Here is a 25,813-nt window from a genome sequence, read left to right on the forward strand (position 1 = left end):
TCACACCGCCCGCATCCGGGCCTTACGGCCGTACGCCCCGTACACCCGGCCACGGAGACTGTCGATCTCCGCCGTCACCGCAGCCACCGACCGTGTACCTGTACCCGCCTGGGAACGCACAGTCCGGGCGTACCCGGCCTGTTCCATCAGCAGGGTGTTCATGGCCTCGGCGATCGCCAGCGTCTTCACCAGCCCCGGCGCCACCCACCGGGTCAGCGGCGCCCCGTCGGCGGCCGGCGCCGCAGTGGTGCCAGCCGCGCCGCGGCTCACGGTCAGCAGACGGGGCACCCAGATCTTCTCGCCCCCGGCGTGGGAGTCGAGCTGCGTCCCGTCGTACGCCCGCTCCACCATGAGGGTGTTACCGGCGATGTCCCGGACACGGACGCGCTCCGCGCCGAGCGTGAGGGTCTCGCCCTTGCGGTACCCGGCACCGTCGGCCACCGCCGCGAGGACCTCGTTCTTCTGCTGGCCGAGAGGCGCTTGCAGGGTCTGTCCACTGTCCGCCAGGCCCTTGTCGGTGACGACCATGCGCTCCGTGCCGCACCGGAGGAGGTCCCCGACACCGACCGCAGTGGAATCCGTGACCGTCATCGCCGCCGTGGTGCCGTTGACAGCGCCGACAAGCGCCCCGGCCGGCGCCGCATCGTCGGAGTACCCGTACACGCCGGTCACGGCGATAGCCCGCTGATGAGTGGCCCCAGTGGACCAGGCAGACTGCTTGTCGAGACGGATCTCGACGCGGTCGTAGGGGGGCCCGTAGTCGGCGGGCTCCAGGTAGTAGTCCGTAGCCGGGATCGTGGTCCCGCCGGACACCACGAGGGACGCGGAGATCAGTTCGTTGCGGTCGAGCCACAACTCCCACGACCGGGGGGTCTGCGGGTCGGGCCAGTCGAAGAAGCGGGTCGACTGGATGGGGGCGAAGTCCCGGTGGCACAGCTCAGCTACCGCGCTCGTCGCCGTGGCGAGAGCGCGGTCGATCTGCGCGTCCTCGCGCGCAGTGCTTGCTGAGCTGAGGGCAGACCTCACGTCTTCCCTCGTGGCGTACCAGGTCATCGCCGTCGCGTCCTACTCGCTGTCGCGGTCAGAGGTAAGTGCCGTCGGGCCGCCATCCGTCGAAGGGGCAGTAGAGGATGCCGTCCGTCCCTTCGAGGAGCGGCTCCCCGTCTTGCGGGCAGGCGAGGGGGCCTCGTTCTCGCTCGTCTGCGGCGAGGGCTGCTCCTTCTCGGACGATGTCGAGGAGCTCGTACCAGGAGATGTCTCCTCGCCTCCTTCGGTGAAGTCGTCGCTGTCGGCGGCGAGTTCGGCGGCTTCGTGGCTCGCCCCGGTGTGCACGGTGGTCTTCGGCACTTCGGCCTCCTCTTCCTGCTGTTCGGGTTCGTCGGTGACGGAGCACAGCTCCGAGCCGCATCCGGCGCAGACCAGCCGCGGCATGCCGATGACGCCGGGTGCGAGCTGCTGGAGCATCACCCGCCGCCGTACGCCGGTGTAGCGGCACCCTTCACCGGGCAGGCAGGCGACGGTCACTGACAGCACGAGCGGCGCCGTGCCGTGGTCCTCGCGTGGCTCGTTCGCCCCGCACTGCGGGCACGCGGGGGCGCCGACGGCGTACCGGGCCGTGCACTGACCGCAGACCAGGACGCTCATCAGACGGCCGTCACAGTCGCACCGTCGTCCAGCGGCACGTAGGTGAGCGTCCATTTGAACGCGCCCGTGTTCGTCGCGGACGTGGTGATGTCGATCTGCCCGGCGGGCACGACGTATCCGCCGGACCCGGGGGCCTGGGCCGCGCCTCCGGCCAGAGTGTTGACGAGCAGTGCGCCCTTGGTGACGGGCAGGGACACCAGCGACCCCACCTCGGCGGAGGTGACTGCGGTCGCGGTGGCCAGGGCGGTCGCCGACGCGGTGCCGGTGAGCGGGGTGTGGCCGACGGACACGGTCGTCGCGGTCGCCGAGCACACGGTGGTGCATTGCCCGACAAGGCTGGTGACGATGACCCGGCCGCCGGTGACGGTGAACAGGTGCGCGGTGCCCGTTGCGGGGAGTACCGCCGCAGGCTCTTCGACCTTCGTGCCGAACAGCAGGCGCCGCTGGTCGCGGCCCGGGATGCCCGATGCCATGTCAGGCCCCCATCGCGGGGAGGTTGCTCGGGTCGCGCTGCGTCGTCAGGTCGGTCGTGACGGCGTTGACGAGACCCGCGCCGGTGGACGTGAGCTTGACGTACTTGTAGCCGTCGTCGAGAGAGGTCCCGAGGACCTCCACGACCATGGCGTTCTGTGTGGCGGTCGCCGAGGTGACGACGGTGGCGGCAGCGGCCTGGGTGCGCTTGGTCCAGGCGTCCGATCCGTCACCCGTGTTCGTCCAGTAGGTGGTGACCGTCGCCAGGTTCTGCGCCCCGGTCCCGGTGGAGTCCTTCGCCTCCTGGAGGGTGTACGTATCGCCGGCCGCGCCGGACAGGTAGCACAGGAAGCTGACGCCGCCCGCCGCCTTGAGGCTGATCCACTTGCCGTCGGCGGCAGGAGTGAAGTTGAAGAGGCGCCCGAGGGCCTTCTGGGCCATGATCTGTGCCTTCCGTCTGGGTTCGGTCCGGGGCGGCGCTGCCGGACTGGTGGTGCTCCGGCGCCGGGGGGTGAGTGCCGGCGCCGGCCGTGAGGTTGGGTTACGGGCGTGCGGCGAGCTCGACGAACGGCGACAGGGCCGGTCCGCCGTTCTGCGGGGTGACCGCGGTCTTGATCCAGGGCTGGCCGTCGACGCGCTCGATCAGGCGGAACGCGGTCTGGTCGTTGCCGAACTTCCACTCGGTCGACGACGCCGCGGTCATCTGCTGCCGGTCACCGACGAGGTAGTAGGACAGGTCGACGAACGCGAGGTCGCCCTGCGTACCGAGCTGCTTGGCCTTCTCCGTGATGACGAGCGGCCGGCCGAGGACGGTGAGGGGGGCCGGGCCGGCGGCGTTGGTGAGCATGACCGCGGAGCCGCCGGTGCCGACCGACAGGGCCATCGTCATCAACTGAGGGAACGCCTCGGGAGTGGCGAGCCAGATGCCCTGCGACAGAGAGGAGGGCATCATGCGGGCGTACATCTTGATGATGTTCTCCAGCACGATCGTCCCGGACGCCTGGCCGGACTCCGCGGCGACAGCGACGGTCGCCGGGTTGCTCAGCGCGCCCAGCGGTTCGCCGACACCGGACCCGGTCATGAAGCCGATGTCCTCGTAGAACGCTAGGGCTCGCGGCCACAGCGACTCGATCAGCGCGGCGAACGACATCAGGCTGTCGGTGAGGAGCTCGTTCGGGACGACGCTGAGACCGGTGAGCTTCTTCGCGTCGAGGACGATCCTGCCGAACTTCGCCGACGCGTCCTGCAGCGCGGCGCTTTCCTCACCCCAGTAGGCGACCATCCCACCGAACACGCTGGTGGCGTTGCTCGTCACGTCGATGATCGGGAACGGGACCCTGGCGGTTTCCATCGGCACGACCGTCGCGCGCGGCCGGATGATGGACATCTCCAGTGCGATCTGGAGGAGCTGGCTGCGCAGGGTCTCCGGGACGAGGAACCCGCCGTCGGCCGGCACCGTGCTGGAGTACGCGTTGCGGAGCGCCTCCATCTTCCCGCGGGCCTCGGGGTTCGGGTTCAGGTGCCAGGCGGATGCGAAGAATTCCGCGCCGGTGCTGAACTCCTTGTCCAGGACCGCCCCGGATGCCTTCGGGTTGTACGCGGACGCCTGCTTGTGGGAGGTGAGCATGTTCGCGGGCCGGGTCTGCGGGTCCAGGTTGAGGCGCTTGATCTGGTCGGCCTCGGCGTTGCTCACCTCCTTGTCCTTCAGCATCTGCGTCAGGACGCGGGTGGCTTCGTCGGTGATGGTGCGGCGCAGTTCGGTGCCGTCGCCCTGCTGCTCGTCGGCGTAGCTGGTGATGAAGTCCTTCAGGGAGTCCTTCGAGGCGAGGATCTCCGCGGACCGCTTCGGGTCGGAGAGCATCTCCTCCAGCTCGTCCGGGCCCTTGGGCACGGGCAGGGTGGCGGTGCGGTTGTAGGTGCGGCCGGCGCGGTCCGGGCGGATGCCCATGACGTGCAGGCGGTGGCGCTGCCCGGGGGTGGGCTTGGTTCCGATCACAGCTATGCCTCCCTGAGGGCAGCGAGCAGATCGCCCACGGTGGGCTCTGCTGAGGGGGTGATAAGGCGGGTGACGGTTGCCGCCCATGGGTCGGGATCTGGAACGGTGCCGGGATCCGGGGCCGTGGCCGGCGCGGAGGGCTCTTCCGGGGAAGTACTTTCCGTGTCGGCGTCGGGAGTCTCATCGGGCTCCGTCTCCTGGGCCTCGTCCGGGACGTCGGAGGCGGGCGCGGGAGGCTGCGTGCCGCTGGGCTCTTCGGCGGGCGCGGCGGCCAGGACCGGCGGAGGCGCCTGCTCGCGGCCCGCGTACGCGAAGACGCTCAGGTCCCAGTTCTTGTCCATGGGAACCCCGGCCGCAGCCTGCGCCGGGCGCTGTGCGACCTCGTCGGCGAGTCCGGCGGCGACGGCCTCGTCGGCGGTGTACCACGTTTCCGCGGTCATCTTCGCCCGCCAGTCCGCGACGGTCCCGCCGGCCCGTTCGGCGTAGACGGCGCCGATGTTGTCGGACTGGAAGTCGAGCATGTCGGCCATCTCGCGCATGTCGCCGGCGTTGCCGAGGCACAGCCCGGCCGCGTCGTGGATCATGAGCTGGGAGTGGGGGCCCATCACGATGCGGTCCCCGGCCATCGCGATGACCGAGGCAATGGATGCGGCGATCCCGTCGACGTAGGTGGTGACCTGCGCGGCGTGCGCGCGCAGGCAGTTCATGATGGCCAGGCCGTCGAAGACGTCCCCACCGGGGCTGTTGACGTGCACGTCGATCGCCGTGACGCCGCGCAGTTCCGACAGTGCCGCCACCAGATCGGAAGCGGTGGTGCCCCAGAAGCCGATTTCGTCGTAGATGTACAGCTCAGCGGTCGTCGCCGAGCTGTTGCGCAGCCGGTACCACTCGCGTGACTGCCGCATCTGCGGGCGGCCCTTGGTCTTAGGCATCGGAGTCCTTCCCGCGGGTGACGACCTTGCAGCGGCAGTTCTTGCGGCCGAGGCACTTCACATAGCCCTTGCCGCCCGGGTAATCCGCGTAGGCGTCGGCCTGGGTGGCGTAGGTGCGACCGTCGTTGTCGGAGCACGGCTTGCAGATGTCGGCGTCTTCGTGCGCCTGCGCAACCCACTCGGTGGTGGTCGCGGCCCGGGGGCGGGCGGTCTGCGCGAGAAGCGCGGCGGCCTGCTCGGTGAAGCCGCCCGGCGCCGGGCTGAGAGTGGTGGTGTGCCGCATCGCGGGCAGGCCGACCGTGGTGAGGATGTCGTCCGGGTCGTACCCCGCGTCGCGCAGCGCCTTTGCCGCGGTGGCCTGCGCGAGCATCTTCGCGTTCTGGGTTTCGGCGTCCGGCGGGACGGGGTTGTCGTAGTCGAATTCGACGCCCTGGCCGGCGGCTCCGAACATGGGGAGCAGGTCGTTGTTGAGGGCCTGCTTGAAGCGCTCCAGGCGCGGGACGGTGAGCTGCTCGGCGAACCATGCCTTGGCGGCTTCGGCGGTTGCCCGGTTGATGTCGGTGATCACGCCGACGGCGAACTTCGGGATCCCGAATGCTTCACGGATGGCGTCGGAGGTCACGGCGCGGAGTTCCGCGAACTGCATGTCCCGCTGGGTGATCTTCCGGTCGACCCACTGGCCCTGCTCGATGATCGCGACGCGGTGGGCGTTGTTGACACCCTTGTGCTGCTCGTTCCAGCGGCGCGACAGCTGGTCGAACTCGCGGTCGTCGAGGGACTTGTCCATCTGGATGATCCCGCCGGGTTCGGCGGAGTTCCGGAAGAAGTTGGCATTCCACACCGCGCTGAAGCGGGAGGCGTCGAGGTCCGGGAGGATCGCCTGCACCGGCCCCATGCCGCGGTAGGGGTCCAAGGGGTTGGGCATGCGCAGTTGGATGACCTGGTTGCGGAGCAGGGCTATCTGCTCGCCCCCCGGGGACAGGTACATGTACCCGGACAGGAACTCGGTGGGGTGGGGTACGGGAACCATGCGATCCGGGCGAACGGGCCACAGTTCCAGGGGGATCGCTGAGCGCCCGGAGCGGCCGATGACCCACCAGCCCTCGCCGGTGAGGTCGACGTGCTGTTGTTCGGTCTCGACGAATTCCTGTCGCGTGTAGAAGTCGTTGGGCTTGGTCCACAGGTCGAGGGCGACGTGGCGGGTGACTTCTTTGCGGTCCTCGGGGAGCCCGGACTTGGACTGGGTCCACAGCCGCCAGTTGACCTGGCCGGTGCTGTTGCTGGTGCGGTGGACGACCGCGAAGAGGGTGCCGACGGCGCCCATGGCGCGCATCTGGGTGACGGCGTCGTTCCGGGAGGACCAGGGGAGGTTGACGACGGGTGATCCGCTGTCGGATGTGAACGGGACGGGGGTGGGGATGGAGTTCCAGAGCGAGCGGAGGGGGTCGATGAGCGTCCTGCCCATGGCCCCCTCCGATCAGCTGTATGCCACTGCCTGCACCACGCACGCCAGGACCCCGCCGACGATGAGCCCCACACCCAGACCGCCGATTATCCCGCATCCTACTGCGATGAGTGTAAATCCTCCTGTCAAGAAGGCGATAGGAAGGAAATTCTTCGGTACGTGGGGCGCGAGCTTCCGCACGGGGACCTCCAGAGTTGGGGACTGATCAGAGCCAGCGAATGTTCGGCCGACCGCCGAGGTCGCGCTCGGCGACGATGTACCGCTTCGCGTCGCAGCCGTGGTCGTTCTCCTTCAACGGCTGCTCCTTCGGCGGCTTCTCCGCCGCGCGGGCTGCCGCGGTGCCCGGATCCCACACGTACCCGGGAATCTCTTCCTCCGTGCTGGTGGGCTTCTTCGCGTCGGCGAGCGACTCATCGCGCTCCAGCAGGCTGTCGGCGAGGAGCAGCAGCCGCGGCTTCCCGTCCCCCGCGGGCTTCATGCGGGTCTGCACCGCCTCCAGGCCGACCTTGACGCGTTTGTCCGCGGCAATGGTCGACAGACGGAGGTGCCGTTCCAGGGTGGCCCGGTCCTCCGCGTCGTGGTCGCAGATCACCGCGCGCGGCTTCGGCTCGGTCCACTCGGTACGGCAGTCGTCGCACGTCTGGCAGTCGTGCGCGGCCTTGGTGCTCTTGCAACAGGCCGCGCACTTGGTGACCTCGCGAAGGATCCGCTTCGCGTGGTCCTCCACCAAGGTGCGGGTCTTGTAGATCTCCCGGTAGAGGTACAGCCGCCCGTCGGGGTCCTCAGCCCAGCACTGGAGCACGAACGGGTTGGTGTACCCGAAGTCCACGGACCACCAGCGGGTCCAGGTCTTCGGAATGGCGAAGCGGGGGACGACGTGGACGGCGGGGTCCCACTGCTCGTAGATCAGGCCCTCGGCGGCGACCCACCGGCCTTCGTAGAGGCGCTGGCGGCGGACGCCGGTGAGGGCGCGGAGCTTGCTGATGTACGCCTGGCCCTCGGGGGTCCATGCGCCGTCGCGCCACAGGCGGGGGTTGTCGCGGTGGGAGCAGTGGAGCATGACGGTCTGGCCGGTGTGGCAGCGCTGGTTGAGCCAGTGGTGGGGCACGGAGGGGTTGCAGTCGGCGACGAGCTGCTGGAACGAGATTCTGCCGTTGCGGAGGCGCGTGGTGATCGCTTCCCAGTCGGCGGTGGTGAGTTCGGTGGCTTCCTGGGCGTAGGCGACGTCGTACTCCGACGACATGATCTTCGTGGGGTCGTCCATCCCCCCGACCGCGAGGAACGACCCATTCTTGTACCGGTACCCGGCGGGCTCCTGCTGTGACCCGCCGAACCATTTGACGTGCCCGGCTGCGATGGACTCCGCCGCAACGTGTTCACGGAACGTCACCAGGCCAGTGCTGGCCAACGACTTGCCGGTCTTGCGTACGGCCAGCGCCCGGACCTTCGGGGTCTTGAGGCAGATCGCGTGGATCTTCTCCAGGCAAGCGCGGGACTTGCCCGTACCTGCGGGACCTGAGAGGAGTACCTCGGGGTCACGGCGCGCGAAGACCTGCTGTGCGGCGCCGTGGGGCTCGTAGGTGCGCACGAGCGCCGCCGTGGTCACGTCCGCGTCCTTGGGTCGATGAGGTCGGCAGCGCGGTCGGCGTCCTCATGCATGAAGAACGGAGACCGGTAGAGCGGCAGATCATTCTCATCCACCGCGCAGTACTTGCCGCCTTCTCCTCCCCACTCGCGTAGGCGCTCCGCCAACTCATGCGCGTGCTCGGCATCGCGTGCGGCCAGCATTCGGTCGGCCCGCTCCAGCGTGCAGCCGTAGGCAAGCAGGACCACTCGCAGCTCCTCCTTGGCGGTGAGCGCCTTCTCGCCGCTCACGACAGAGCCTCGGGGTCGACGCCGACGATCTGGTACGTCACCTCGCCGCCGAGTTCCACCTTGGCCGCCGCGTCGTACCCGTCGAGCTTCCGCCACGACTCATTGACCTTCAGGAGGCGGTCGATGGCCTGGAGTACCGGGGCGTCGTCGACTAGCGGGGTTTCCTTCCCGGTGGCTTCGTCGGTGACCATGATCACCTTGCCGTGGGAGACGGTGAGGTGCTTGCGCTCCATGACCTCCATGGCGGCCTCGTGCATCAGTTCCAGGCGCTCGCGGAGCATGTCGCGAACCTCTGTGGCGCGCTGCTCGCGTTCGGCGTCGGGGGTGCGGCGGCCGCGGGCGACGCTGTCGAAGGCGGCGCTTTTGCTGGAGAGGCCGAGGCCGTCGGCGATCTGCTGGTAGGTCCAGCCGTTGAGGTGGCGGCGTTCGGCGGCCCAGACGTCGCGGTCGCGTTGGTTGGGCGGCGTCATGGCCATGTGGTTGCCGCTGTTGCGGGGTTGGGCGAGGCGTGGTGGGGCTGGGGGGATGTCGTCGTAGTCGTCGGTGGTCATCGTCGGCCTCCTTCCTGGTGTTGATGGTCGCATGTGCCGATACCCGGTGGGTATTAGTCCTGTTCGTGCTCCTGCTTGTGCCCCCACCACGGGGCGGGGTCCTCGGACTCGAAGCGGGCACACGGCCGGTCGCCGCACGGGCCGTTGTAGGACGGCGGGCAGGTGCGGGTCTCCATGCGGCGGCAGGTGGCGAGCGGGGACTCGTCTGTCGGCGCGGTGGCGTGATGGTCGGCGAGGTGTTCGCGGGCCTTGCGCTCGGCGTACGGCCTGTCGGTCAGGTCGAGTGCGAGGTGTCCGTCGCACCCGGCGTCGCCCCAGCAGCGCCAGCACCAGGCCCAGTTGCCGTGGTCGGTGCGGTAGCGGTGGACGACGAGGAACTCGGCGACATCGAGGTCGGCCTCCGCTTCGTCTCTCACCGGGTCGTCCTTCTGCCCGGGGCGCCAGTCGTGGACGAGGTGCAGGGTGAGGGCGCAGTCGGTGGGGTCGTAGCCGGTGATCTGGTATTCGACCTGCTCGCCGAAGCGGAGGCGGTCGCCGTCGAGGTGCCGGATGCCGAACTGGCCTTGGGTGAGCAGGCCCAGGGTGATCTTCGTGTACTCCGGTGCGGCGTTGACGACGAGGCCACGCCCGAGGGTGAGGCTGAACTGCGCGTCTTTGTAGGTGATCGTCATGGGTCAGCCTTCCTTGACAGCGGTCGTGACCTGCGGGGTGTTGCCGAGTTCCAGCACGGTTGCCCCGTGGTCCTCTTCCAGCGGGGTGTCCGGCTCTACCGGTTCCGCGAGGCCCGGCCAGCCGTCGAGCGGCACCACGAGCGGGACGGTGTGCTCTTCCTGCACAGGTGCGCCCGTGTCGTCGGCGCGGATCCGGCCGCCGTCCCGGACGTACACGGTGTGGCGGATGACGACCTGTCCGGCCTGGGCTCCGATGGTGAGGGTGCTGTCGGCGGGTACGTCGTGGGGGTTGATGCCGTTGGCGCGGAGCCAGGTGCGGAGGTGGGCGAGTTCGGACAGGGCGGCGCAGAGCAGCTCCCACAGGCCGTCGGTGTGGGAACCGGGCGGGATGGGCGGGAACAGGGCGTCGAACTCGGCGTCGGGCAGCATCAGGCGGACGTCGACGTCCCGCCACGTCTTGCCGACAGCCGCGCTGCCGACGAGGTACGGGAGGTGCCCGAAGGCGTCGTTGATCTCTCGGCCGAACGCGTCGAGGTGCAGGGCGGCGGGCATTCCGACACCGACCAGGGGGGTGGTGTTCTGCCGGTATTCGGTGCAGACCTCGGGGCCGTCGCAGGGGCAGGTGTCGCAGGGCGGCTTGCGCGCGTCGGGGGTGGGGGTGTGGTCGGTCACGGGTGGGGCTCCTCGGGCAGGTCGGCGGCGGCGGTCACTGTCCGCCCCCGAGGATCGCGTCAGCCAGCGCCAGGGCGGCCGGGTCCGCGGTGGAGCCCCTGCGGACGGCCTCGGCAGCGGAGTCGAGGAGGTCGGCGATCAGGAGCCCGACCGGGGGGTGCAGGGTCGCGGCGTAGACGGCGTGCTGGGTGTGCATGTAGGCCGGGCGCACGGGGGAGCCGCCGCACAGGAGGAGCGGCCAGGTGATCAGGCGACCGTCGTCTCGGGTGATGTGGTCGCCGTAGAGGTAGCTGCCGCTGCCGGGGTTATCGGGCCGGCGCTGCTCGGTGGTCCAGTGGGCGGTGGGTTCGCCGTCGGGGGCGGTGCTGGCGGCCCGCGCAAGCGTGCGGAGGTGGGTGGCGGCGGCCGTGAGGCGCGCGGCCGGGTCGGTGGAGGTCACGCGTGCTCACCGCCCGCCGCGGCACACGACTGTGCGCCCTCGGTCATTGCGTCGAGGTCATCGGCGTACCGGTCCAGGACCGTCCGGGCGGTCATCATGCCCCCGCGGAAGTGGTGGTCCTCCTCCGAGCTACGGCCAGCGGTCCTGGCCCGGTCCTGGTCGGTGCGCTTCTGGACCAGGTCGGCGAGTTCGCGGGCGTGGGCTGCGAGCAGGGTGTGCGCGGACGCGGTGGCCTCGGTGATGGTCATGGCGCCGGGGTCGGCCGCGATGAGGTCGCGCAAGGCGGCCAGCGTCGGCGACTCGTGGCGCGCGATCGGGCCGGGAACCGGGTGGTCGGTGGGCTTGGTCATCAGGCGCTCCATCCGATGCGTCGGAAGGTCGCGCCCTGGTCTTCGAGGTCACGGCGGGACTCGGCTACCTCGGAGGCCCAGACCAGCCGGACCACGTAGTCGCCGGGTGGGTCGGTCGGGTAGTCGGCGTACAGCCAGTCGTCCTGGTCGAGCCATACGGCGGCGTGGGTGCCGGTGGGCGGGGTGTCAGCGGGGATGAGTCCGGCGCGGATTGCTGCGTCGAGGTAGTGCAGGGCGGCGCAGCGTGCGCCTTCCTGCTCGTCCGGGGGGAGTTCGTCGTAGGTGGGGTTGAGCATTCCTTCGTGGGAGAGCTGCTGGCGGGCTCTGGCGAGGGCGACGACGCGTGGGTCGTTCTCGGGGCGGGCGGGCTGGGTCATGGTCGTGGGTCTCCGTGGTGTCGTGGCGGGGCTGTGCGGGCGCGTGGCGAGCTGCGTTCGGGTTCGGTCGGGTGGGGTTCGGGTGGTCAGGTGGGGTCGTGGGGGTGGCTGCCGGTGGTGGGGTCGCAGCCGATGTGGGTGGTGTAGCCGCGGGCGTGCCAGTCGGGGTTGATGGGGCGGTCGCAGACGTCGCAGAGGGGCTTTGTTGAGGTGGTGGGGTCCCCGGGGTCTTCGCCCCCTCCCCCCTCTATCGAGGGGGGACGGGGGGAGGTGGCTCGGGGGGACCGTCCCCCGGACCTCCCCGGGACCTCCCCGGGGGAGGTTTGACCTGGGGTTTCTTCCGGGGGTCCCCGGCTTCGGGGGAGGTTTCTGTTACCGGGGAGTAGGGGAGGTGCGGGGGGAGGTCGACGACAGGGCGGTTCTTCCGGATTCGTACCGCTTCTTCGATCTTGGATTTGGCGGCCTTGATCCCGAGGTCGATGCACTTCTTGATCACGCGCGGGGAGCCCCACTCGGAGGGCACAGCAGCGGCGTCGAGCTGCGCCACGATGTTCTCGACCGTCCCCGGAATCGCGGCCAGGCCCGTCCCCGCGGCGGCGCCGAAGCCATAGGGCTCGGGAGCGGCGATCACGTGCTTCGTCGCACCGGGCACCCAGCTGTCGCCGTCGCGGCGCGCCTCGCGGCGGATCGCGAACTCGTCGGGCCCGATGCCGGTACGGGTGTGGGTGCGCTTGAGGGAGAGGATGCCGCCGCCCTGCGCGGACAGGGTCCACACGTGGTCAACGTCCTGGTTCTTCGCCGACGAGCCGCGGGCCCCGCGGTCGCCGTCCTTCCCGAGGTGGTCCAGACGGATGGACGCGACCCGGTCGCGCTTGAGGGGCAGGAGGGTGTGCCGGTACAGCGACAGCCAGGTGTCGGCGTCGTTCTCCGGACCGGAAATGAACCGGGAGACGGTGTCGAGGACGACGAGTTCCGCGCCGGTGGCCTTCACCATCGCCATGAGGTCGGCGCCGCCGCCGGCGGTGTCCAGGGGCCGCACCGGGGGGAAGGAGGCGTAGCGGAGTTCGCCCATGCGGCCGGGGCCGGCGCCGAAGGAGTAGAAGCGTTCCTGGACCTGCTCCTGCCCGTTCTCCGCGTCGAGGTAGAGGATCCGCAGGGGCATGCCGGGTTTGTCGTCGAGGAAGCTGCGGCCGGTCGCGGCCCGCCACATCCACTCCTGCGTGAACAGGGACTTGCCGGCTTTGCCGTCGCCGACGATGGTGATCTGCTGGCCGGGGGCCATGAGTTTGCCGGGGAGGAGGACGACGTTCCCGAAGTCGGTGGCGAAGAACTGGTCCCAGTCGAGGATGCTGCTGACGAGGTGGGCGGGGCCGTGGCCGGTGTTGGCGCGGAGCGTTTCGCGTTGCTGGAATTCGGCGACGAGTTTGTCGAGTTCGTCGCCGCTGGCTTTGCGGATGAGGGCGTTTTTGAGTTCGTTGGCGTGTTCGTCGTAGCGGCGTTCGTGGGCGCGGTCGGCGATGATCTGCGCGAAGTGGCTGACCATGCCGGGGGTGATCGGCTGGGTGCCGAGGCGGTCGATGAGGAGGCCGTTGTCGACGAGGTGGAGTTGGCTCATCTGGCCGATGTGGGCGCGGACGGCGACGGGGTGGACGCCGGTGCCTTCTTCGATGAGCTGGGTGACGACGTCCCAGATGAGGCGGTGTGCGGGCCGGTAGATGTCGGTGCGGTCGATGTGGGCTGCGGCTTCGGCGTAGGCGTCGGGGTAGTGCATGATCGCGCCGATGACGAGCTGTTCGGCCTCGGTGTCGTGGGGGACGGAGGCGCGGTCGTCATCGTCCCCGGGGCTGGTGCTGGGGTGGCGGATGACGTTGTCCACGGGTCTCCTTGGTGCTTAGAACAGGCGGTCGGTGGCGGCCGGTTCGTTGTGGTTGGCGGGCGGTCGCTGGGGGGTGCAGTGGTGGTCTTGGTGGTGGGGGTGGGGGCAGTTGGGTGGGTGTGTGGATTGGTAGATGAAGCGGAGCCGTGGGGTGCCGTAGCGGACTGGTGGGAGGCACCAGGTGAGGTGGTGGGGGTCGTCGTGGGGGTCTGCGCCGGGCGGCCGGGGTGTGGTGTCGGCGGTGACGGTGAGGACTTCGACTTGCTGACGGAGGATCGGGGCGCGGCAGGACGGGCACCGGTGGGTGGTGGCGGCGGTGCCCGTCCTGCGCGCGGCCATCAGACGAGGAGTCCGGAGCCGTTGCGGAGGATGTCCCCGGCGCGATGCTCGCTGGCGACCTCGTCGAGCGTGCCGCCGGACGTCCGCGCGGTGTACAGGGACTGCTGGGCCTCGCGCAGCCGCTCCTCCGCGACCGCTCCGCCCGCGACTTCGACGCCGACGATGCGGATCTTCACGGACGGGTCCTTGTCTTCCTCCGGGCCGGGTTCGGTGCGCTCGGAGTGGGCGAACTCGACGACAGCCATCCAGCGGCCGACGCGGCGCTTGAACATCTCGTCGGCGAAGGGTTCGAGGGCTTCGGCGACGTCGGTGAGCACCTTGGAATCGATCTTGATGTCGGTCATGCGCTGGTCCTTTCGGGGTGGAGTCCGGGGCAGGTAACCCGGTGGTCGGTGCGGATCGAGGCCACGAGGGCTCTGGTGCGCTCGCGGCCCTTCACCGAGGCGGTGTAGGGGCAGACGGCGCAGGCGTAGTACGCGGCGGGGCTCGGGTCAGCGACGATGCGGAGGACCGCGTCAACGACCTGGCGGCGCCCGCTCACGCCGCGTTCCTCACAGCCGTGCGGGCGGCGGCCCGGCGGCGGTTGCGGAGGATGCTGGCGCGCTCGTCCTCGGTGAGGCCGCCCCAGACCCCGTAGGGCTCGCGGACGGCGAGGGCGTGGGTGGCGCATTCGGCCAGGACGGGGCAGCGGTCGCAGACGGCGATGGCCTTGGCGGTGTCGGCCTTGGCGGTGAAGTTCTTGCCGACCGGGTACCACCATTCGTGGGGGTAGGAGCGGGCGCACTCGGCGCGCAGGCGCCAGGAGCGGGGCGGGGTGTCGGGGCGGGCGTTCATGCAGCAGCTCCGATCCGCTCGCGCAGGTCGATGCCGAGTGCGGCGGCAGCGATGTGGGCGGCGAGCAGCGGCGGGACAGCGTTGCCGATCTGCCCGAACTGCTTGGTCTTGGTGCCCTGCCACGGGTAGTCCGCGCGGAACGACTGGAGGACTGCGGCCTCGGCCGGGGAGATCCGGATGCTCTCGGCCACGGAGGCGTTGGCGTTCGTGTTGTTGCGCAGGGACCACGAGTTCAGGTCGGCGCGGCCGGTGATGGTGACGGCCGGTTCGTCCAGGGGGCGTTCGGCACGGCCTTCGCCGGCCACGGACTGGCCAGAGCGCAGCACCCACGACCAGCGGTGGGCTTCTCCGGTGAAGGTGGGGGCGGGTTCGTCTCCGGTGCGGTTGGGCCGTTCGCCATCGCTGGCGACCCATGCCTCGGAGTCCCGGCGGGACTTCAGCACCCACTGCCCACCGGTTTTCGTGGTCACTACGGGCACAGGCTGAACTTGCGGGTTGACGAGCTGCCGTTCGCCGTCGGCACGGACGTTGCCGCGGTTGGTGTGGAGCACCCAGTCACCGCGGTCACGGGAGGCCAACAGCGTGGCTCTGGCCTGGGATGGGAAGGGCTCGGCACCGCCGGTCCTCCCGCCGTCAGCGGTGACGGTCGGGACGGGGCGGTCGGTGACGCCCCAGCCGAGGGCTTCGGCCATGGTCACCCACGGCGTCCCCCAGAGTTGGAGCCCGCCCTTCGGGTCGTAGTGGGTGAGCTCGGGGGCAGCGACATCGCGGACACGTGAGGCGATGAGGATGGCCCGGCGACGGGTCTGCGGGACGCCGAAGTCGGCGGCGCAGAGGATCCCGCACCAAGTGCTGTAGCCCCAGCCGCGGAGAATCTGCGCGTACTGCCGCCACAGTGGGAGGACATCGGCGACCTCCTCCATCAGGATCGTCTCGGGCCGCAGCGCCTGGTGCCACCGCATCGGCTCGGCGGCGAGGATCGAGCGTGGGTCGAGGCAGGCGGCCTTGAGCTGCTCGCGCGTGTCGCGGCCGCGTGCCAGGTCGGCGACGGCCTGGTGCACGAGCGGCTGGTCGGCTTTGCCGAGGCCCTTTCCGGCGCGGGAGTACGGCTGGCACGGCGGGGAGTCGACCTTCACGGTGACCCGCCCGGCGAACGGCGCGGTCGGGTAGGCGGCCACGTCGCAGCGGACCGTCATGCGGTGTCCGGCCGCTACCCGCGTCGCGCAGGCCGCCGCATCCCATTCCAGGCCGACCTCGGACAGGCCGAGCATCCGCAGTCCTTCGGCCCAGCCGCCGGGTCCGGCGAATCCGTCGAGGATCATCGGGCCACCGCCGGTACGGTCTGCGGCCAGGCGACGCCGTCCAGCGCCCGGGCGTGTGTGGCCGGTACCTCGGCGAGGGGGTAGCCGAGCCAGTGCAGGCCCATCGCGGCGAGGACGAACGCGTCGGCCTGGTCGTGGCGGGTGGGCCCCTCGGTGTGGATGCCGTACCGCTCGGCGACCGCTGTACGTACAGCACCTTTGGCCTCTGCGGCGGTGAGTAGCCGCCCGGACTCGGAGTGCCGGGGCCGAGCGGTGCCGGTGGCGTAGATAGTGCGGCTGGACGGCGGGGCGACGGCGAAGGGGATGCCGGCGCGGTGGCAGTCGAGGCGGATGATCCACCGGGCGGCGGCCAGCTCGTCGTGGCCGCCTTGCATGGCGTTGCCGTAGGAGGCGCCTTCGATGACGACGAGGTCGGCGCGGCGGTAGAAGGTCTGGGCGGTGGTGAGGATCATGTCGAGGCGCGCTTCGCCGCGGAGCTGCTTGGTGCGGATGTGGTCGGTCCAGTCGGGGCCGGCTACCCCCGAGTTGACGAGGGCGATGTCGAGGCCGATGACGAGCGGGAGGGGCCGGGGCCCGGCCGTCGGGGAGGTGACGGCCGGGAGCTGGGGTGCGGTGGTCACTGGGGGGCCTCCGTTCGTGCGGTGCCGCAGTACCGGCAGGCGCGGCCGCCGAGCGGGGTGGGGTCGTGTGGGGTGGCCATGTGCCCGCAGGACGGGGAGTGGCACGGGTAGTACGGGCTGCTGCCGATATCCGCGGTCGCGGGCTCGTTGGGGATCTCGCCGCGGCGAAGGAAAGCGGCCAAGAGGGCGAGGCCCCCGAGGAGGAGGCCGCCGATCCCGCCGGTGCGGACGATCAGCCACACGGTGTCGGGGCTCACCGGGTCACCGCCTCGGCGCCGAGCACCAGTTGGCCTGCCGCCTCGACGGCCGCGCGCCGGGTGGCGGCGGCCGTCTCGCGGTGGTGATCGCGGTCGTAGTGCAGGTGACAGCCGTTGCACATCGCGCGCAGGTTGGCGTCGTCACAGTGCTCCGGGGTGTGGTCGAGGTGCGCGACCGTCAGCACGACGCGGCTGCCGGTGCCGTACGCCCGCCCGCCGTTGACGTTGGGGCAGCGGCCGGTGTGGGTGCCGCGCCCGCACTCGCCCAGGCATTCGCAGCGCCCGGCGGCACGGACGGTGCGGATGTTCAGCGAGATCTCCGGCCAGTCGGCGGGGTAGCGGTCGCGGTTCTCGGGGCGGATCGGCATCAGAGCACCGCCTGGGTAGCAAGCGTCCCGGCGCGGGTGACGGCTTCACGCGACAAGTCGTCGTTGCAACGCCGCAACTCCCCGACCTGCTCGACGAGTTGCCCGCGAGCGCGCTCCGACGCGGCGAGCTGCCGCTTCAACGCCGACCGTTCGGCGGCCCACGCGTCAGGCCCGACGGGCGCGGGCAGTTGGGCTGCGAGTTCACGGCGGAGGTCATCGATCTCGTTGCGGGCCTCGGTGAGCTGCTTGGCGAGCCGGGTGGTGGTGAACTGCTGGCTGCCCGCGTCGCCGACGGCGGTGTCACGCTGGTCAACGAGGTCGCGGACTTGGGCGCGTGCTTCGGCGAGTTGGCGGGTCAGGGTGCGCTTGGTGGGCATCACACCTCACCGCCCCGCGGCACCGGAACCAGCGGCCACTCCGGGCGCACCGTGTCGGCAAGGTGCTCCTTGCCGGGCGTCTTCCGGAAGTACGCAGCCAGCCCTTCGGCCTGCTCGCGCGCCCACTCGATCTGCGCGTGATGCAGCGCCTCCACGCCCATCGCGGCCAGTTCGGGCCGGGTCGACCCCAGCCGCCACGCCACTCGGGCCGCGGCGATCGCGTCCGCCGCAGAGTCGTGCGCACCGTCGAGCGCCACCTCGTAGTGCTCACACAGGGCAGTCAGCGTCCGCGAGCCGCGCCGGTACCGGTCGACCTTCTTGTCGATGACGAACGGATCGATGACCGGCCAGATGACGTCGTCGACGTACCGGTCGGCCAGCGTGTGCAGGCCGTTGCGGCGGCACTCGCGGTCCAGGACGGTCAGGTCGTAGCGGGCGTTCATTGCGACGATCGGGATGCCGACCTGGAGTACCTGTCCGAGCGCCGCCGTGATCTCCTCGATCACGTCGACGGCCGGGCGGCCTTCCGCGCGGGCCCGCTCCGTGGTGTAGCCGTGGATCTTCGCAGCTTCCTCGGGGATTTCCATACCGGGGTCGGCGACCCAGTTGCTGACCTGCGGGGGCTTGCTGCCGCCGACGAGCGCGACGCACGCGGTGACGATGCGGGCCTGCTCGGGGTCGGCCGCGGTGGTTTCCAGGTCGAAGGCGCACATGCGCTTCAGGTGCCAGCTCATCGGGTCGCCCCCGTTCCGGGCGCGGTGACCGTCGGCCACGCGGCGGGCGGCTCGGTGCCGTCGTCGATGACTTCGCCCTCGTACACACCGTCGTCGTCCGGACCGTCGCCCTCGACGCCGGTTTCGCCGGTGCGGGTGTCGATGCCCCTGGCGATGTCGTCGGCGATCCGGATCAGCTCGACGGACAGCGGGTCCTTGCCGTCGGCCTGGACGTGCCCGGCCTTGCGGGCGCGGTGCCAGACCTGCCGGGCGTCCTCGACGGTCTTGCAGGCGCGGGCGTCGGCGGCGTAGTCCGGACGCGGCGCCTCGATCGCGGGGCGGTCGATCACCGACGGGTCCAGGGCGGCGGCCGTCGACAGCGGCCCGGACAACGCCTGCCGCAGCCGCGGCACGTTCGGGACGACCATGACCACCGGGAACCGCTTCGTCTTGCCCTCGGCGACCCGGGTGCGCTGCTCGATCCACATGCGGACCGGCATGAACGACCGGCCCTCGGTGGCCTGGAGGACGGTGTCGATGACCCCGGCCAGCACGTCTGCGGCGTAGTAGGAGTGGGTCTCCAGGCGCCACACGCCGACGTCCGGCATGTCGGGGAGCATCACGTTGATGCGAGAGGTCGGGCGGCACACGGTGTCCGGTCCGAGGCGGTGGAAGTCCTCGCCGTACCGGGCGCGGCAGACGCAGGGGGTGCGGCCGATCTGCTCGGTCTGGCCGTCGCAGCGGCGGGCGCAGCCGCCGCCGGTCCACATCTCGTAGGACTGCGACAGCGGATCGCCGGTGGGCAGGACGGCGAGGAGTTCGCTGGTCTTGGTGATGACCCGGTACTGGGCGACCTTCTGATTGTTCGGGGTCCAGGTCTCGACGTCGCCTCCGTAGAGGGCGGCGGCGGCTTCGATGTACGCCTTGGAGTGGGAGGTGAGGATGAAGTGCGCGGAGCGGGCGGGGCGGGTTTTGCCGTTGGCGGTCGGCTCGGTGGTGCCGGTACGGATGCGGCCGAGCTCGGCGGCCTGCCGCTTCATGGTCAGGATGCGGGAGCCCATGTCAGGCTGCCTTTCGGTCGGCGGCCGGGGCCCACGACGGAACGACCGTCGGGCACGCGCTGGCCGCGGGTGCGGAGTGCAGGTAGCGGGAGGTGGCCAGCGCGCCGAGGAAGCCCCGGAACTGGGCGCGGCCGGACGGCACTTCGATGAGCCGGTGCGAGCGCGGCCGGAGGTTGAGCAGCGCGGTGCGGGTCGCCTTCGGCGCGGGCTCCTCGGTGTCGTCGGGGAGGATGATCAGCGGGGCGTGGCGCAGGGCGGCGAGCTGGAGCGGCTGCTCGTCGTAGACGACGCTGTCGGGCTTCTTCGCGCTGCTCTTGTAGTCGACGAGCCAGAGCTGACGCCGGGCGTGCGGGCCGGTGGGAAGCCAGATCCACAGGTCGCCAGTCCCGGCGTACCCGTACTTCCGGTTGAAGACGGTGGACTCGGTGGCGACGATGTCCCGCTCGAAGTCCACCTTCCACAGGCGGAACCACCTGGCCAACTGGACGGCGTACGGCTCGACTTCCGGGTCGTCGGCGTACGGGGTGCCGAGGACGGCGGCCTGCGCGCGGACGTGGATGCGGGTGCCGAGCTTCTTCGCCCGCTCGCTGTTGTTGTACGGCAGGGCCACCAACTCCTTGCGGAGGGCGGTGCGTTCGGTGCGGGCGCGGCGGGCGGTCTCGATCGGTGCGGCGATGATGTGGTCGGCGACGAGCCCGGCGCCCCACGGCACGAGGGCCGGTTTGTGGATCGAGCCGAGGGCGTTGGTGACGGAGATGAGGTCGGGTCCCCCGGCGGGGTCGCGGTAGTAGCGACCCCGCTCGGTGGCGACCGCGAGACGCGGATCGGTCATGCGTCACCGCCGGGTTCGCCGCGGGTGCCCGCGTAGCCGTCGGCGGGGGCGGGCGGGGGCTGCTCGGCGTGGTACTGGCAGTGGGTTCCGCCCGTGACGGCCGGGTAGTCGCAGGACTCGCCGTGGCCTTCGTAGACGCCGCAGCGCTCCGCCTCGGCCGTGGCTTCGCCGTCGCCGTCCGGGTCGACGAGGAGCAGCCCGAGGGCTTCGCGCAGCTCGTCGTCGAGGAGCAGGGCGACGGGGCGGCCGGTGTCGGTGAGGCAGCAGACGATGGTGTCGTCGTCGCTGTCCGCGCCGGGGTGGATGACGGTGCGATCCCAGCGGACGGTGAGCGGCGTGGTGTCGGTGGCCGTGCTGGTGTCGTCCTGCCCGGCGGCGGGGGCGGGTGCGGTGGCCCGGTGGCGGACGACGATATCCGTGCCGCAGACGAGGCGGCCTTCTTCGCCGACCTCCACCAGCGTGTCCCAGACGTCCCACTCGCCGGTCGCAAGCTGCGGGTCGGCGATCCAGTCGGTGTTGTTCTCGGTCTCCCGGTTTGCGCGGAACCACGCCTCGGCGGCGCGCTTCGCCGTCATCTCATCGGTCAGGTGGCCGATCAGGTGCGGGGTGAAGGTGGCGCTGTCGTAGGACGCCACCCACGCGGGGATGGCCTCGGCCTGCTCGGCGCCCGGCGCGGCACGTTCAACGTGATCCCACTTGACGAGGTCCCAGCAGTCCGGGCACGAGCCCGAGTTGACGGGGATGGTGTGCACGCACGTCCTGGTGCCGTCGGTACGCATGTAATGGGTGGGCGGCGTGTACGCCTCGGCTGGCTGGGCCGGGTCGACGTGAGTGAGGGCGATCCACGAGCCGCAGTTGTGGACCATCACGACGGGCGTGCCGTGGAACGTCTGCGCCGGGGTTCGGGTGGTGGTCTCGACGCGCTTGGCGTTGGGGGTCAGTTCCGGTCGGGCGCCGGGGTAGGCGGTGACGCGGGTGCCGACGGGGTACAGGCGGTTGAACTCACTGGCATTCATGCCGCCACCTGCTCGTCGGCCGCCGTGCTGTGGGCCTGCTGCCGGGCGATGCCGGTGAGCGTGGCCCCGAGCGCGGCGGTGGCCTTCCGCTCCAGCCGGACCCCGGTGGGCAGGTGCGCGGCGATCCGCTCGACCAGGTCCTCGGTCGGCATGCTCTGCTCGGGCCGGTACGGGTCCGGCGGCGCCGGGGGGTTGTCAATGAGCGCGGTGAGGTCGTCCCAGAGCACGCCGTTGTTGCGGAGGAGGTTGATCAGGTCGACCAGGCTCTGGTGGATGAAGCCCTCCAGCTCGACGGTGGACCCGTCGGGGCGGGGCGTGGCGTGGATGCGGTGCTGGCGGGGCTCGGGCATCACGCACCCGCCGTCTCGGCGTCGTAGGCGCTGGTGCGCACGTCCGGCGTGTGGGCGGTGGCGCGCCAGGCGTTGTAGTCGGCGATGGGCATATGCCCGGCGGGGCTGGCGGCCAGCGCGGTCGCGGCGGCGAGCGCGAGGATGGCGTGCACCTGCGCCTGGGCGATGTCGTCGGCGGTCGCCGGGTGATAGCTGGCCGGGTCGCCCAGGTCGGGGTCGGCGGGGAAGTGCCGCCCGGCAATCAGGCGTTCAGCTTCGGTGTAGTGCTCGGGTCCGGTCATCAGTTGCCCCCCTTGGGCGGGTGGTTGGTGGGCTGCTGGCGGCGCAGACGGCGACCAAGCCAGCAGGCGGAAGGAATGGCGACGGCGAAGTAGGCCAGGGCGGCGGAGACGACCCACACGGCGGTCACGAAGCCACCCCCGCCCGGTCGTCGCGGTGGTGCGCCAGCCACTGCTCGGCGATCCACTGTGAGTACGCAGGCGGCACCGCCTTCCGGGCCTCGACGTTCGTCATCCACGTGCAGCCCATCGCGTCCGCGTACGCCCGCTCCTGCGAGTGGTCGAACGCGTGCAGCCACGACGGGTGCCAGCACGGCGACAGCAGATCCCCGCCGCCACCCCACGACGTCTCGAAGGCGCGGTGACGCTTGACGTGCAGCCCGAACTGGGTTCCGCACAGCTCGTAGTCGGCGCGAAGCGGCGCCTCGGGCACGTTCTCCACGACGTACGGGCGGCCCGAAGCCACGAGCAGCGGGCGGCCGGGCGTGAGCAGGTCCGGGTGGTTCGCCGGGTTGCCGCGCCACCTGGTGACGGTAGCGAAGCCCTCACACGGAAAGCTGGCGTGGATCATGGCGTAGCGGGCGGCCTCGCCGGACGCAGTGGCCGCAGCCACGTACTCCAGTGCGTCGGCCTGGACGAAGGTGAACGGGTAGCGCGGCTGCGGGCGGATGTCGACGCCGACGACATCGAACCCGGCGAGGTAGTAGCCCATGGACAGGCCGCCCGCGCCGCAGCACAGGTCCAGCACGGTCAGCCCGTTGGGCTCGCGGCCGGGGAGTGACATCACGCCACCCCCGCCCGGTGTCCCCGGTGGTGCCCGTGAGCAGGCCACCGCACCGCGCACAAGGTGCACTTGACCGCGCGGGCCGCGACCAGCACGGCGGCGAGGCACCTGCGGGACAGGCGGACTACCTGCGCCCGCCGTACGGCCAGCCATTCGCACCCGTCCGTCCACGCGGCGGCGATCTGCTCCGTACGGCCCGCCTCGTACCCGACGAGCAGGGAGGCACCAACGGAGCCCAGGACCACGGTCGTGGACACGACCAGCAGCACGTCACTGGTCATCGTCATCACCCGGCTTCGGCGTGCTCGGCGTGCTCGGCGGCCACCAGTTCCAGCACACGGCGGCCATCACGACGCATCCCAAGCAGCCGTCGTGCCCAACGCTTCGGCCAGCTCGTGCGCATCCGGGTCCCCGCCGTGGCAGTAGGCGCGCTCGATGATGTATTCGGCCGTGTTCCACCGGGACGCTGCGGCACGGTGCCGTACGGCGTCCGCCTCCAACTCGGCGACCCGCTCGTCCCGCGCCCGCAGCGCCTTCGCCGCCGTGTCCAGCGACGCGTTCGCCGACGCCAACTCCTGCTCCAGCGCGACGATCCGGGCGTTCGCATCGTCGCGGAGCAGGTTCAGGGCGTTGTGGGTGTCGATGAACGCCTTGTGCTCTCGATCGGCGACGCGCTGAAGGCGGGCGCCGTCCTCCCTAAGCCGCTCGACCTCGGCCAGCAGCGCGGGCACACCGGCACGGACACCGCCCACGAGCTCGGCCAGCGACTCCTCGCCATAGAGACCGAGGGACTCCCGAATGGTGGACCGGCTGCGGGTGCACAGCTCCTCGACGTCCTGCGCCTGCGTGAGCAGCGCCGCGATCTCCGCGAGCCGCTCCGGGCTCAGCGGGGCGCTCACAGGGCACCGCCCGACTGCGCGACCCACTCGGCCTGCATCCGGTCCCGGCACGGCACGCAGATCACCGGCGCCTCGCGGTCGCCCTCTCCCAGCCGCACGAACCGCACGCCGGGGTCACCGAGCTTCGTCGGGCACGTCGCGCACGTCTCCGGCGTGATCCACCGCATGATCGGACGCAGCCACCACACGCGCACCGGGACCTCGTAGTCCGCCTCCACGAAGTCGACCACCATCAGCCGCTCAGTGGCCTCAACGACCTCGCCGCCGACGTCCGCCGCGAGCTTCTTCAGCGTCGCCATCGCGGACATCGACCCCTCTGCGGCCAACTCCCCGTGAGCACCCCAGACACCGTCGGTCTCCGCGATCTCCCACGAGCTGATACGCGGCATCCACGACCGAGCAGCCAGCGGGCCGATCGCGGCCCCCACCGTCCCGGCGCTCACCATGCACTCCCCACGGCAACGGGGCCGAACTGGGCCGACAGATCCGCCGCAGTGGCCTGCGGCGCACCCGGACCACCGCGCACCCCAGCCACCGTGTACAGCGGCTCACCGTCAGCCGGAACCGACCACAACTCCCACGCCGTCCCGTCGCCCAACGTCACCGTGCGCGGCACCACCACGGTCCCGGCCGACGGCGCGGCCTCAGCCGCAGCCAGCAGCACGTCGACCACCTCCGCGACCGTGCGCCCCGCCACGTCACCCCACGCCGCAACGTGGAGCTCCATCCACGTGTCGTCCGGCCAGGACGGCAGCTCGCCGTCGACCTCCAGGCGCTCCGCGAGGAAGCGGATGCCGCCGGTCGACGCCGGACCGAACCGCTGCGGGTGACCGGTCTCCGCGCAACGCAGCGCGGCCACGATCGACATCGGCCGCTCGGCGGGCAGCGCGTGCAGGACCCGGTTGCGCGGGTCGGGGATGTAGTCACCCTGGTGGTGACCGTTGGTCTGGATGATCTCTGCGGCCCTGCGGAACAGGTCCGGCAGCTCGATACGATTCGTCAAGGCGTTCGCCTTCCTTCGTGATGTGCGGTGGGTGGCGCCGAGTGGGGTCGTCGGCCGGACAGGGCAGGCGGCCCCGCGCCACGTGGGGGCGGGATCAGGACGCGCGACTGCGCGACGGAATCGGCTTCAGCCACCCCAGCGGGTGACCGGACGGCGTCTCAGGGACCGACACCGGCCGGGCGACCGGCCCGGACTGCGGCTCGTGGTGGAACAGCTCGTCGATCCGCTCCAGGTCGGCTTCCGTGAAGTACACGAACCGGCCGAGCTTTCCGTGGGGCAGCTTGGTGATGTGCCTCTGGAGCCACGTCACCGTCACGCCGAGCTCGGCGGCAGCCTCGTCGTAGGACAACCGCCGCTTCACGCTGGCACCTGCTCCGGCGCAAAGCCCGCTGCCACAACTGCCGTTGTGCTGCGGCAGACCGGCTCGAAAACGACCAGGAGGTCCACGCCCAACCGGTGGGCAAGGGCGTGAGCGGTCTGCTCGTCGACCTCTTCCTTGACCCCGGTGATGAGGTTCCCGATGGTGCCGTGGGCGACTCCGGCCGCTTCGGCGAGCTTGCGGGTGGTGACGGGGGCACCGGTGCCGGTGCGCCGCATGAGCTGTCTGAACAGGCCGATGTCGACCGGGCGGTACATGGGTGCGTCTGGAGTCACGTTCGCCTCGTGGAATGTTTCGTTCATCGAGTTGAATGAGAAGAGCATTGCATGAGATGAACGATCCGTCCATCCCGTGAAATGCCTGTTACCAAAACCAGACATTGACTCGGTGCGCCCTGGCGTCCGCGTTCCTCTTGCTGGACACTGCGTTCAACACGCGAAACGTGGAACGGCCGCGAGCAGGGCAAATGCCCCGCTGGGGTCGTCCGCCAGATGGACACCCCACGGCCCATTGCGCGCACAGGAGTGGCAAGATGAAGGTCATGGCCGAACAGCGGACGTCGTACGCCCTGTCCGACCTCGTCATCGACAGACGGGCGAGGCTGAGGATCAGCCTCGCCACGCTCGCGCAGCGGTCCGTCGATCCTGATCCGGACGGCCACGAGGTGAAAACCGGGTGGCTCCACCGCCTGGAGAAGCGCCTGTCCGTGACGCCGCCCACCGCGTCTCAGCTACGCGCGCTGGCTGCCGGGCTCCAGGTCCCGCTCCGGGAGCTTCAGGATGCGGCCGGCGAGCAGTTCTTCGGGATCGAGGCCGCCGACGTGGATGCCGAAGGCAAGGTTCGACTCCTTGCGCATCGGGCGAGCAGCATGTCTCCGGACGATCTTGAACGGCTGCTTGCCATCGCGGAGACCTTCCCTATCAACTCCAGGGATTCGGGAGAAAGTTCGAGCTAGTACGACTTTTACCTGCGGGGTAGTCGGAACGTGACCGAAGTGGCATCCTTTGTGATCCGCCTGGGGGGCGCACAGTCCGAACACCGTCTGCGCACTGTCCGAACACA

39 protein-coding genes are annotated in these 25,813 nt (G+C 70.6%); 1 reads left to right on the plus strand and 38 read right to left on the minus strand.

Features of this window, described 5'->3' with window-relative positions; genetic code table 11:
- The 38 genes from ACZ37P_RS16945 to ACZ37P_RS17130 form a co-directional block, all read right to left on the minus strand.
- Complete coding sequence (locus ACZ37P_RS16945; RefSeq protein WP_467347057.1) at positions 1–1,026, minus strand: hypothetical protein; 1,026 nt, start codon at positions 1,024–1,026, stop codon at positions 1–3.
- A gap of 39 nt (positions 1,027–1,065) precedes the next feature.
- Complete coding sequence (locus tag ACZ37P_RS16950; protein WP_467347059.1) at positions 1,066–1,644, minus strand: hypothetical protein; 579 nt, start codon at positions 1,642–1,644, stop codon at positions 1,066–1,068.
- Positions 1,644–2,117, minus strand: a complete 474-nt coding sequence (locus ACZ37P_RS16955; protein WP_467347061.1) for a hypothetical protein — start codon at positions 2,115–2,117, stop codon at positions 1,644–1,646. Before ACZ37P_RS16955 ends, ACZ37P_RS16950 begins: the two co-directional genes overlap by 1 nt.
- Position 2,118: 1 nt before the next feature.
- A complete protein-coding gene (locus ACZ37P_RS16960) occupies positions 2,119–2,556 on the minus strand; it encodes a hypothetical protein (RefSeq protein ID WP_467347062.1) in 438 nt (145 codons plus the stop codon).
- 100 nt (positions 2,557–2,656) lie between these two features.
- Complete coding sequence (locus tag ACZ37P_RS16965) at positions 2,657–4,111, minus strand: phage major capsid protein (RefSeq protein WP_467347064.1); 1,455 nt, start codon at positions 4,109–4,111, stop codon at positions 2,657–2,659.
- Positions 4,112–4,113: 2 nt separating this feature from the next.
- Entirely contained in the window at positions 4,114–5,043 is a 930-nt protein-coding gene (locus tag ACZ37P_RS16970; RefSeq protein ID WP_467347066.1) for a head maturation protease, ClpP-related, read from the minus strand.
- Positions 5,036–6,508: a phage portal protein gene (locus ACZ37P_RS16975; RefSeq protein WP_467347068.1), complete on the minus strand. Its 1,473-nt coding sequence runs from the start codon at positions 6,506–6,508 to the stop codon at positions 5,036–5,038. Before ACZ37P_RS16975 ends, ACZ37P_RS16970 begins: the two co-directional genes overlap by 8 nt.
- Positions 6,509–6,713: 205 nt before the next feature.
- Entirely contained in the window at positions 6,714–8,114 is a 1,401-nt protein-coding gene (locus tag ACZ37P_RS16980) for a phage terminase large subunit (RefSeq protein ID WP_467347069.1), read from the minus strand.
- Positions 8,111–8,383: a hypothetical protein gene (locus ACZ37P_RS16985; RefSeq protein ID WP_467347071.1), complete on the minus strand. Its 273-nt coding sequence runs from the start codon at positions 8,381–8,383 to the stop codon at positions 8,111–8,113. The genes ACZ37P_RS16980 and ACZ37P_RS16985 overlap by 4 nt, the downstream gene beginning before the upstream one ends.
- Complete coding sequence (locus ACZ37P_RS16990) at positions 8,380–8,934, minus strand: hypothetical protein (RefSeq protein WP_467347073.1); 555 nt, start codon at positions 8,932–8,934, stop codon at positions 8,380–8,382. The genes ACZ37P_RS16985 and ACZ37P_RS16990 overlap by 4 nt, the downstream gene beginning before the upstream one ends.
- A 53-nt stretch (positions 8,935–8,987) precedes the next feature.
- A complete protein-coding gene (locus tag ACZ37P_RS16995) occupies positions 8,988–9,605 on the minus strand; it encodes a hypothetical protein (protein WP_467347075.1) in 618 nt (205 codons plus the stop codon).
- 3 nt (positions 9,606–9,608) lie between these two features.
- The gene (locus ACZ37P_RS17000) at positions 9,609–10,277 is read right to left on the minus strand and encodes a hypothetical protein (RefSeq protein ID WP_467347077.1); all 669 of its coding nucleotides are present in this window, start codon (positions 10,275–10,277) and stop codon (positions 9,609–9,611) included.
- A 34-nt stretch (positions 10,278–10,311) separates the two neighbouring features.
- The gene (locus ACZ37P_RS17005) at positions 10,312–10,716 is read right to left on the minus strand and encodes a hypothetical protein (RefSeq protein ID WP_467347079.1); all 405 of its coding nucleotides are present in this window, start codon (positions 10,714–10,716) and stop codon (positions 10,312–10,314) included.
- Entirely contained in the window at positions 10,713–11,066 is a 354-nt protein-coding gene (locus ACZ37P_RS17010; RefSeq protein ID WP_467347080.1) for a hypothetical protein, read from the minus strand. Before ACZ37P_RS17010 ends, ACZ37P_RS17005 begins: the two co-directional genes overlap by 4 nt.
- Positions 11,066–11,443: a hypothetical protein gene (locus ACZ37P_RS17015; RefSeq protein ID WP_467347082.1), complete on the minus strand. Its 378-nt coding sequence runs from the start codon at positions 11,441–11,443 to the stop codon at positions 11,066–11,068. Before ACZ37P_RS17015 ends, ACZ37P_RS17010 begins: the two co-directional genes overlap by 1 nt.
- A 247-nt stretch (positions 11,444–11,690) precedes the next feature.
- Positions 11,691–13,319 (minus strand): AAA family ATPase, encoded by a 1,629-nt coding sequence (locus tag ACZ37P_RS17020; RefSeq protein WP_467347084.1) that lies wholly within the window; start codon positions 13,317–13,319, stop codon positions 11,691–11,693.
- Between the two features lie 338 nt (positions 13,320–13,657).
- Positions 13,658–14,002: a hypothetical protein gene (locus tag ACZ37P_RS17025; RefSeq protein WP_467347086.1), complete on the minus strand. Its 345-nt coding sequence runs from the start codon at positions 14,000–14,002 to the stop codon at positions 13,658–13,660.
- Entirely contained in the window at positions 13,999–14,199 is a 201-nt protein-coding gene (locus ACZ37P_RS17030; RefSeq protein WP_467347088.1) for a hypothetical protein, read from the minus strand. Before ACZ37P_RS17030 ends, ACZ37P_RS17025 begins: the two co-directional genes overlap by 4 nt.
- The gene (locus tag ACZ37P_RS17035) at positions 14,196–14,492 is read right to left on the minus strand and encodes a WhiB family transcriptional regulator (RefSeq protein WP_467347089.1); all 297 of its coding nucleotides are present in this window, start codon (positions 14,490–14,492) and stop codon (positions 14,196–14,198) included. Before ACZ37P_RS17035 ends, ACZ37P_RS17030 begins: the two co-directional genes overlap by 4 nt.
- Complete coding sequence (locus tag ACZ37P_RS17040; RefSeq protein WP_467347091.1) at positions 14,489–15,814, minus strand: DNA cytosine methyltransferase; 1,326 nt, start codon at positions 15,812–15,814, stop codon at positions 14,489–14,491. The genes ACZ37P_RS17035 and ACZ37P_RS17040 overlap by 4 nt, the downstream gene beginning before the upstream one ends.
- Positions 15,811–16,434, minus strand: coding sequence for a hypothetical protein (locus ACZ37P_RS17045; protein WP_467347093.1), 624 nt, complete (start codon positions 16,432–16,434; stop codon positions 15,811–15,813). Before ACZ37P_RS17045 ends, ACZ37P_RS17040 begins: the two co-directional genes overlap by 4 nt.
- Entirely contained in the window at positions 16,431–16,691 is a 261-nt protein-coding gene (locus ACZ37P_RS17050; RefSeq protein ID WP_467347095.1) for a hypothetical protein, read from the minus strand. The genes ACZ37P_RS17045 and ACZ37P_RS17050 overlap by 4 nt, the downstream gene beginning before the upstream one ends.
- Positions 16,688–17,059, minus strand: coding sequence for a hypothetical protein (locus ACZ37P_RS17055; protein ID WP_467347096.1), 372 nt, complete (start codon positions 17,057–17,059; stop codon positions 16,688–16,690). The genes ACZ37P_RS17050 and ACZ37P_RS17055 overlap by 4 nt, the downstream gene beginning before the upstream one ends.
- A complete protein-coding gene (locus tag ACZ37P_RS17060; protein ID WP_467347098.1) occupies positions 17,059–17,436 on the minus strand; it encodes a hypothetical protein in 378 nt (125 codons plus the stop codon). Before ACZ37P_RS17060 ends, ACZ37P_RS17055 begins: the two co-directional genes overlap by 1 nt.
- Entirely contained in the window at positions 17,436–18,170 is a 735-nt protein-coding gene (locus tag ACZ37P_RS17065; RefSeq protein WP_467347100.1) for an exonuclease domain-containing protein, read from the minus strand. The genes ACZ37P_RS17060 and ACZ37P_RS17065 overlap by 1 nt, the downstream gene beginning before the upstream one ends.
- Complete coding sequence (locus tag ACZ37P_RS17070) at positions 18,167–19,210, minus strand: recombination directionality factor (protein ID WP_467347102.1); 1,044 nt, start codon at positions 19,208–19,210, stop codon at positions 18,167–18,169. The genes ACZ37P_RS17065 and ACZ37P_RS17070 overlap by 4 nt, the downstream gene beginning before the upstream one ends.
- Before the next feature lies 1 nt (position 19,211).
- Positions 19,212–20,042: a hypothetical protein gene (locus ACZ37P_RS17075; protein ID WP_467347104.1), complete on the minus strand. Its 831-nt coding sequence runs from the start codon at positions 20,040–20,042 to the stop codon at positions 19,212–19,214.
- Complete coding sequence (locus ACZ37P_RS17080; RefSeq protein WP_467347106.1) at positions 20,039–21,058, minus strand: hypothetical protein; 1,020 nt, start codon at positions 21,056–21,058, stop codon at positions 20,039–20,041. The genes ACZ37P_RS17075 and ACZ37P_RS17080 overlap by 4 nt, the downstream gene beginning before the upstream one ends.
- Positions 21,055–21,408: a hypothetical protein gene (locus ACZ37P_RS17085; RefSeq protein WP_467347108.1), complete on the minus strand. Its 354-nt coding sequence runs from the start codon at positions 21,406–21,408 to the stop codon at positions 21,055–21,057. Before ACZ37P_RS17085 ends, ACZ37P_RS17080 begins: the two co-directional genes overlap by 4 nt.
- Positions 21,408–21,689, minus strand: coding sequence for a hypothetical protein (locus tag ACZ37P_RS17090; protein WP_467347110.1), 282 nt, complete (start codon positions 21,687–21,689; stop codon positions 21,408–21,410). The genes ACZ37P_RS17085 and ACZ37P_RS17090 overlap by 1 nt, the downstream gene beginning before the upstream one ends.
- Positions 21,689–21,817 carry a hypothetical protein gene (locus ACZ37P_RS17095; protein ID WP_467347112.1) on the minus strand — a complete coding sequence of 43 codons (129 nt, stop codon included), beginning with the start codon at positions 21,815–21,817 and terminating at the stop codon, positions 21,689–21,691. Before ACZ37P_RS17095 ends, ACZ37P_RS17090 begins: the two co-directional genes overlap by 1 nt.
- On the minus strand, positions 21,814–22,470 hold the full coding sequence (locus ACZ37P_RS17100) for a DNA cytosine methyltransferase (RefSeq protein ID WP_467347114.1): 657 nt from the start codon (positions 22,468–22,470) through the stop codon (positions 21,814–21,816). Before ACZ37P_RS17100 ends, ACZ37P_RS17095 begins: the two co-directional genes overlap by 4 nt.
- Entirely contained in the window at positions 22,470–22,757 is a 288-nt protein-coding gene (locus ACZ37P_RS17105) for a hypothetical protein (protein ID WP_467347116.1), read from the minus strand. Before ACZ37P_RS17105 ends, ACZ37P_RS17100 begins: the two co-directional genes overlap by 1 nt.
- 60 nt (positions 22,758–22,817) lie before the next feature.
- Positions 22,818–23,369 carry a hypothetical protein gene (locus tag ACZ37P_RS17110; protein ID WP_467347118.1) on the minus strand — a complete coding sequence of 184 codons (552 nt, stop codon included), beginning with the start codon at positions 23,367–23,369 and terminating at the stop codon, positions 22,818–22,820.
- Positions 23,366–23,812 (minus strand): hypothetical protein, encoded by a 447-nt coding sequence (locus ACZ37P_RS17115; RefSeq protein WP_467347119.1) that lies wholly within the window; start codon positions 23,810–23,812, stop codon positions 23,366–23,368. The genes ACZ37P_RS17110 and ACZ37P_RS17115 overlap by 4 nt, the downstream gene beginning before the upstream one ends.
- Positions 23,809–24,372 carry a DUF6197 family protein gene (locus tag ACZ37P_RS17120; RefSeq protein ID WP_467347121.1) on the minus strand — a complete coding sequence of 188 codons (564 nt, stop codon included), beginning with the start codon at positions 24,370–24,372 and terminating at the stop codon, positions 23,809–23,811. Before ACZ37P_RS17120 ends, ACZ37P_RS17115 begins: the two co-directional genes overlap by 4 nt.
- Positions 24,373–24,466: 94 nt before the next feature.
- Positions 24,467–24,733 carry a helix-turn-helix domain-containing protein gene (locus ACZ37P_RS17125; protein ID WP_467347123.1) on the minus strand — a complete coding sequence of 89 codons (267 nt, stop codon included), beginning with the start codon at positions 24,731–24,733 and terminating at the stop codon, positions 24,467–24,469.
- Entirely contained in the window at positions 24,730–25,074 is a 345-nt protein-coding gene (locus ACZ37P_RS17130) for a helix-turn-helix domain-containing protein (protein WP_467347125.1), read from the minus strand. The genes ACZ37P_RS17125 and ACZ37P_RS17130 overlap by 4 nt, the downstream gene beginning before the upstream one ends.
- Before the next feature lie 209 nt (positions 25,075–25,283).
- On the opposite strand from ACZ37P_RS17130, the gene ACZ37P_RS17135 reads away from it, so the two are divergent.
- Positions 25,284–25,706, plus strand: coding sequence for an XRE family transcriptional regulator (locus ACZ37P_RS17135; RefSeq protein WP_467347127.1), 423 nt, complete (start codon positions 25,284–25,286; stop codon positions 25,704–25,706).
- The last annotated feature ends 107 nt before the right edge of the window (positions 25,707–25,813 follow it).

This window comes from Streptomyces sp. NPDC024632 (genome assembly GCF_055559175.1).

Bases quoted from the DNA above. Each gene is read 5' to 3' on its own strand.
- ACZ37P_RS16950 (WP_467347059.1), bottom strand. From the start codon at position 1,644: ATGAGCGTCCTGGTCTGCGGTCAGTGCACGGCCCGGTACGCCGTCGGC.
- ACZ37P_RS16955 (WP_467347061.1), bottom strand. From the start codon at position 2,117: ATGGCATCGGGCATCCCGGGCCGCGACCAGCGGCGCCTGCTGTTCGGC.
- ACZ37P_RS16960 (WP_467347062.1), bottom strand. From the start codon at position 2,556: ATGGCCCAGAAGGCCCTCGGGCGCCTCTTCAACTTCACTCCTGCCGCC.
- ACZ37P_RS16970 (WP_467347066.1), bottom strand. From the start codon at position 5,043: ATGCCTAAGACCAAGGGCCGCCCGCAGATGCGGCAGTCACGCGAGTGG.
- ACZ37P_RS16975 (WP_467347068.1), bottom strand. From the start codon at position 6,508: ATGGGCAGGACGCTCATCGACCCCCTCCGCTCGCTCTGGAACTCCATC.
- ACZ37P_RS16990 (WP_467347073.1), bottom strand. From the start codon at position 8,934: ATGACCACCGACGACTACGACGACATCCCCCCAGCCCCACCACGCCTC.
- ACZ37P_RS16995 (WP_467347075.1), bottom strand. From the start codon at position 9,605: ATGACGATCACCTACAAAGACGCGCAGTTCAGCCTCACCCTCGGGCGT.
- ACZ37P_RS17010 (WP_467347080.1), bottom strand. From the start codon at position 11,066: ATGACCAAGCCCACCGACCACCCGGTTCCCGGCCCGATCGCGCGCCAC.
- ACZ37P_RS17015 (WP_467347082.1), bottom strand. From the start codon at position 11,443: ATGACCCAGCCCGCCCGCCCCGAGAACGACCCACGCGTCGTCGCCCTC.
- ACZ37P_RS17025 (WP_467347086.1), bottom strand. From the start codon at position 14,002: ATGACCGACATCAAGATCGATTCCAAGGTGCTCACCGACGTCGCCGAA.
- ACZ37P_RS17035 (WP_467347089.1), bottom strand. From the start codon at position 14,492: ATGAACGCCCGCCCCGACACCCCGCCCCGCTCCTGGCGCCTGCGCGCC.
- ACZ37P_RS17040 (WP_467347091.1), bottom strand. From the start codon at position 15,814: ATGATCCTCGACGGATTCGCCGGACCCGGCGGCTGGGCCGAAGGACTG.
- ACZ37P_RS17055 (WP_467347096.1), bottom strand. From the start codon at position 17,059: ATGCCGATCCGCCCCGAGAACCGCGACCGCTACCCCGCCGACTGGCCG.
- ACZ37P_RS17060 (WP_467347098.1), bottom strand. From the start codon at position 17,436: ATGCCCACCAAGCGCACCCTGACCCGCCAACTCGCCGAAGCACGCGCC.
- ACZ37P_RS17065 (WP_467347100.1), bottom strand. From the start codon at position 18,170: ATGAGCTGGCACCTGAAGCGCATGTGCGCCTTCGACCTGGAAACCACC.
- ACZ37P_RS17070 (WP_467347102.1), bottom strand. From the start codon at position 19,210: ATGGGCTCCCGCATCCTGACCATGAAGCGGCAGGCCGCCGAGCTCGGC.
- ACZ37P_RS17075 (WP_467347104.1), bottom strand. From the start codon at position 20,042: ATGACCGATCCGCGTCTCGCGGTCGCCACCGAGCGGGGTCGCTACTAC.
- ACZ37P_RS17080 (WP_467347106.1), bottom strand. From the start codon at position 21,058: ATGAATGCCAGTGAGTTCAACCGCCTGTACCCCGTCGGCACCCGCGTC.
- ACZ37P_RS17085 (WP_467347108.1), bottom strand. From the start codon at position 21,408: ATGCCCGAGCCCCGCCAGCACCGCATCCACGCCACGCCCCGCCCCGAC.
- ACZ37P_RS17090 (WP_467347110.1), bottom strand. From the start codon at position 21,689: ATGACCGGACCCGAGCACTACACCGAAGCTGAACGCCTGATTGCCGGG.
- ACZ37P_RS17100 (WP_467347114.1), bottom strand. From the start codon at position 22,470: ATGTCACTCCCCGGCCGCGAGCCCAACGGGCTGACCGTGCTGGACCTG.
- ACZ37P_RS17105 (WP_467347116.1), bottom strand. From the start codon at position 22,757: ATGACGATGACCAGTGACGTGCTGCTGGTCGTGTCCACGACCGTGGTC.
- ACZ37P_RS17130 (WP_467347125.1), bottom strand. From the start codon at position 25,074: ATGCTCTTCTCATTCAACTCGATGAACGAAACATTCCACGAGGCGAAC.
- ACZ37P_RS17135 (WP_467347127.1), top strand. From the start codon at position 25,284: ATGAAGGTCATGGCCGAACAGCGGACGTCGTACGCCCTGTCCGACCTC.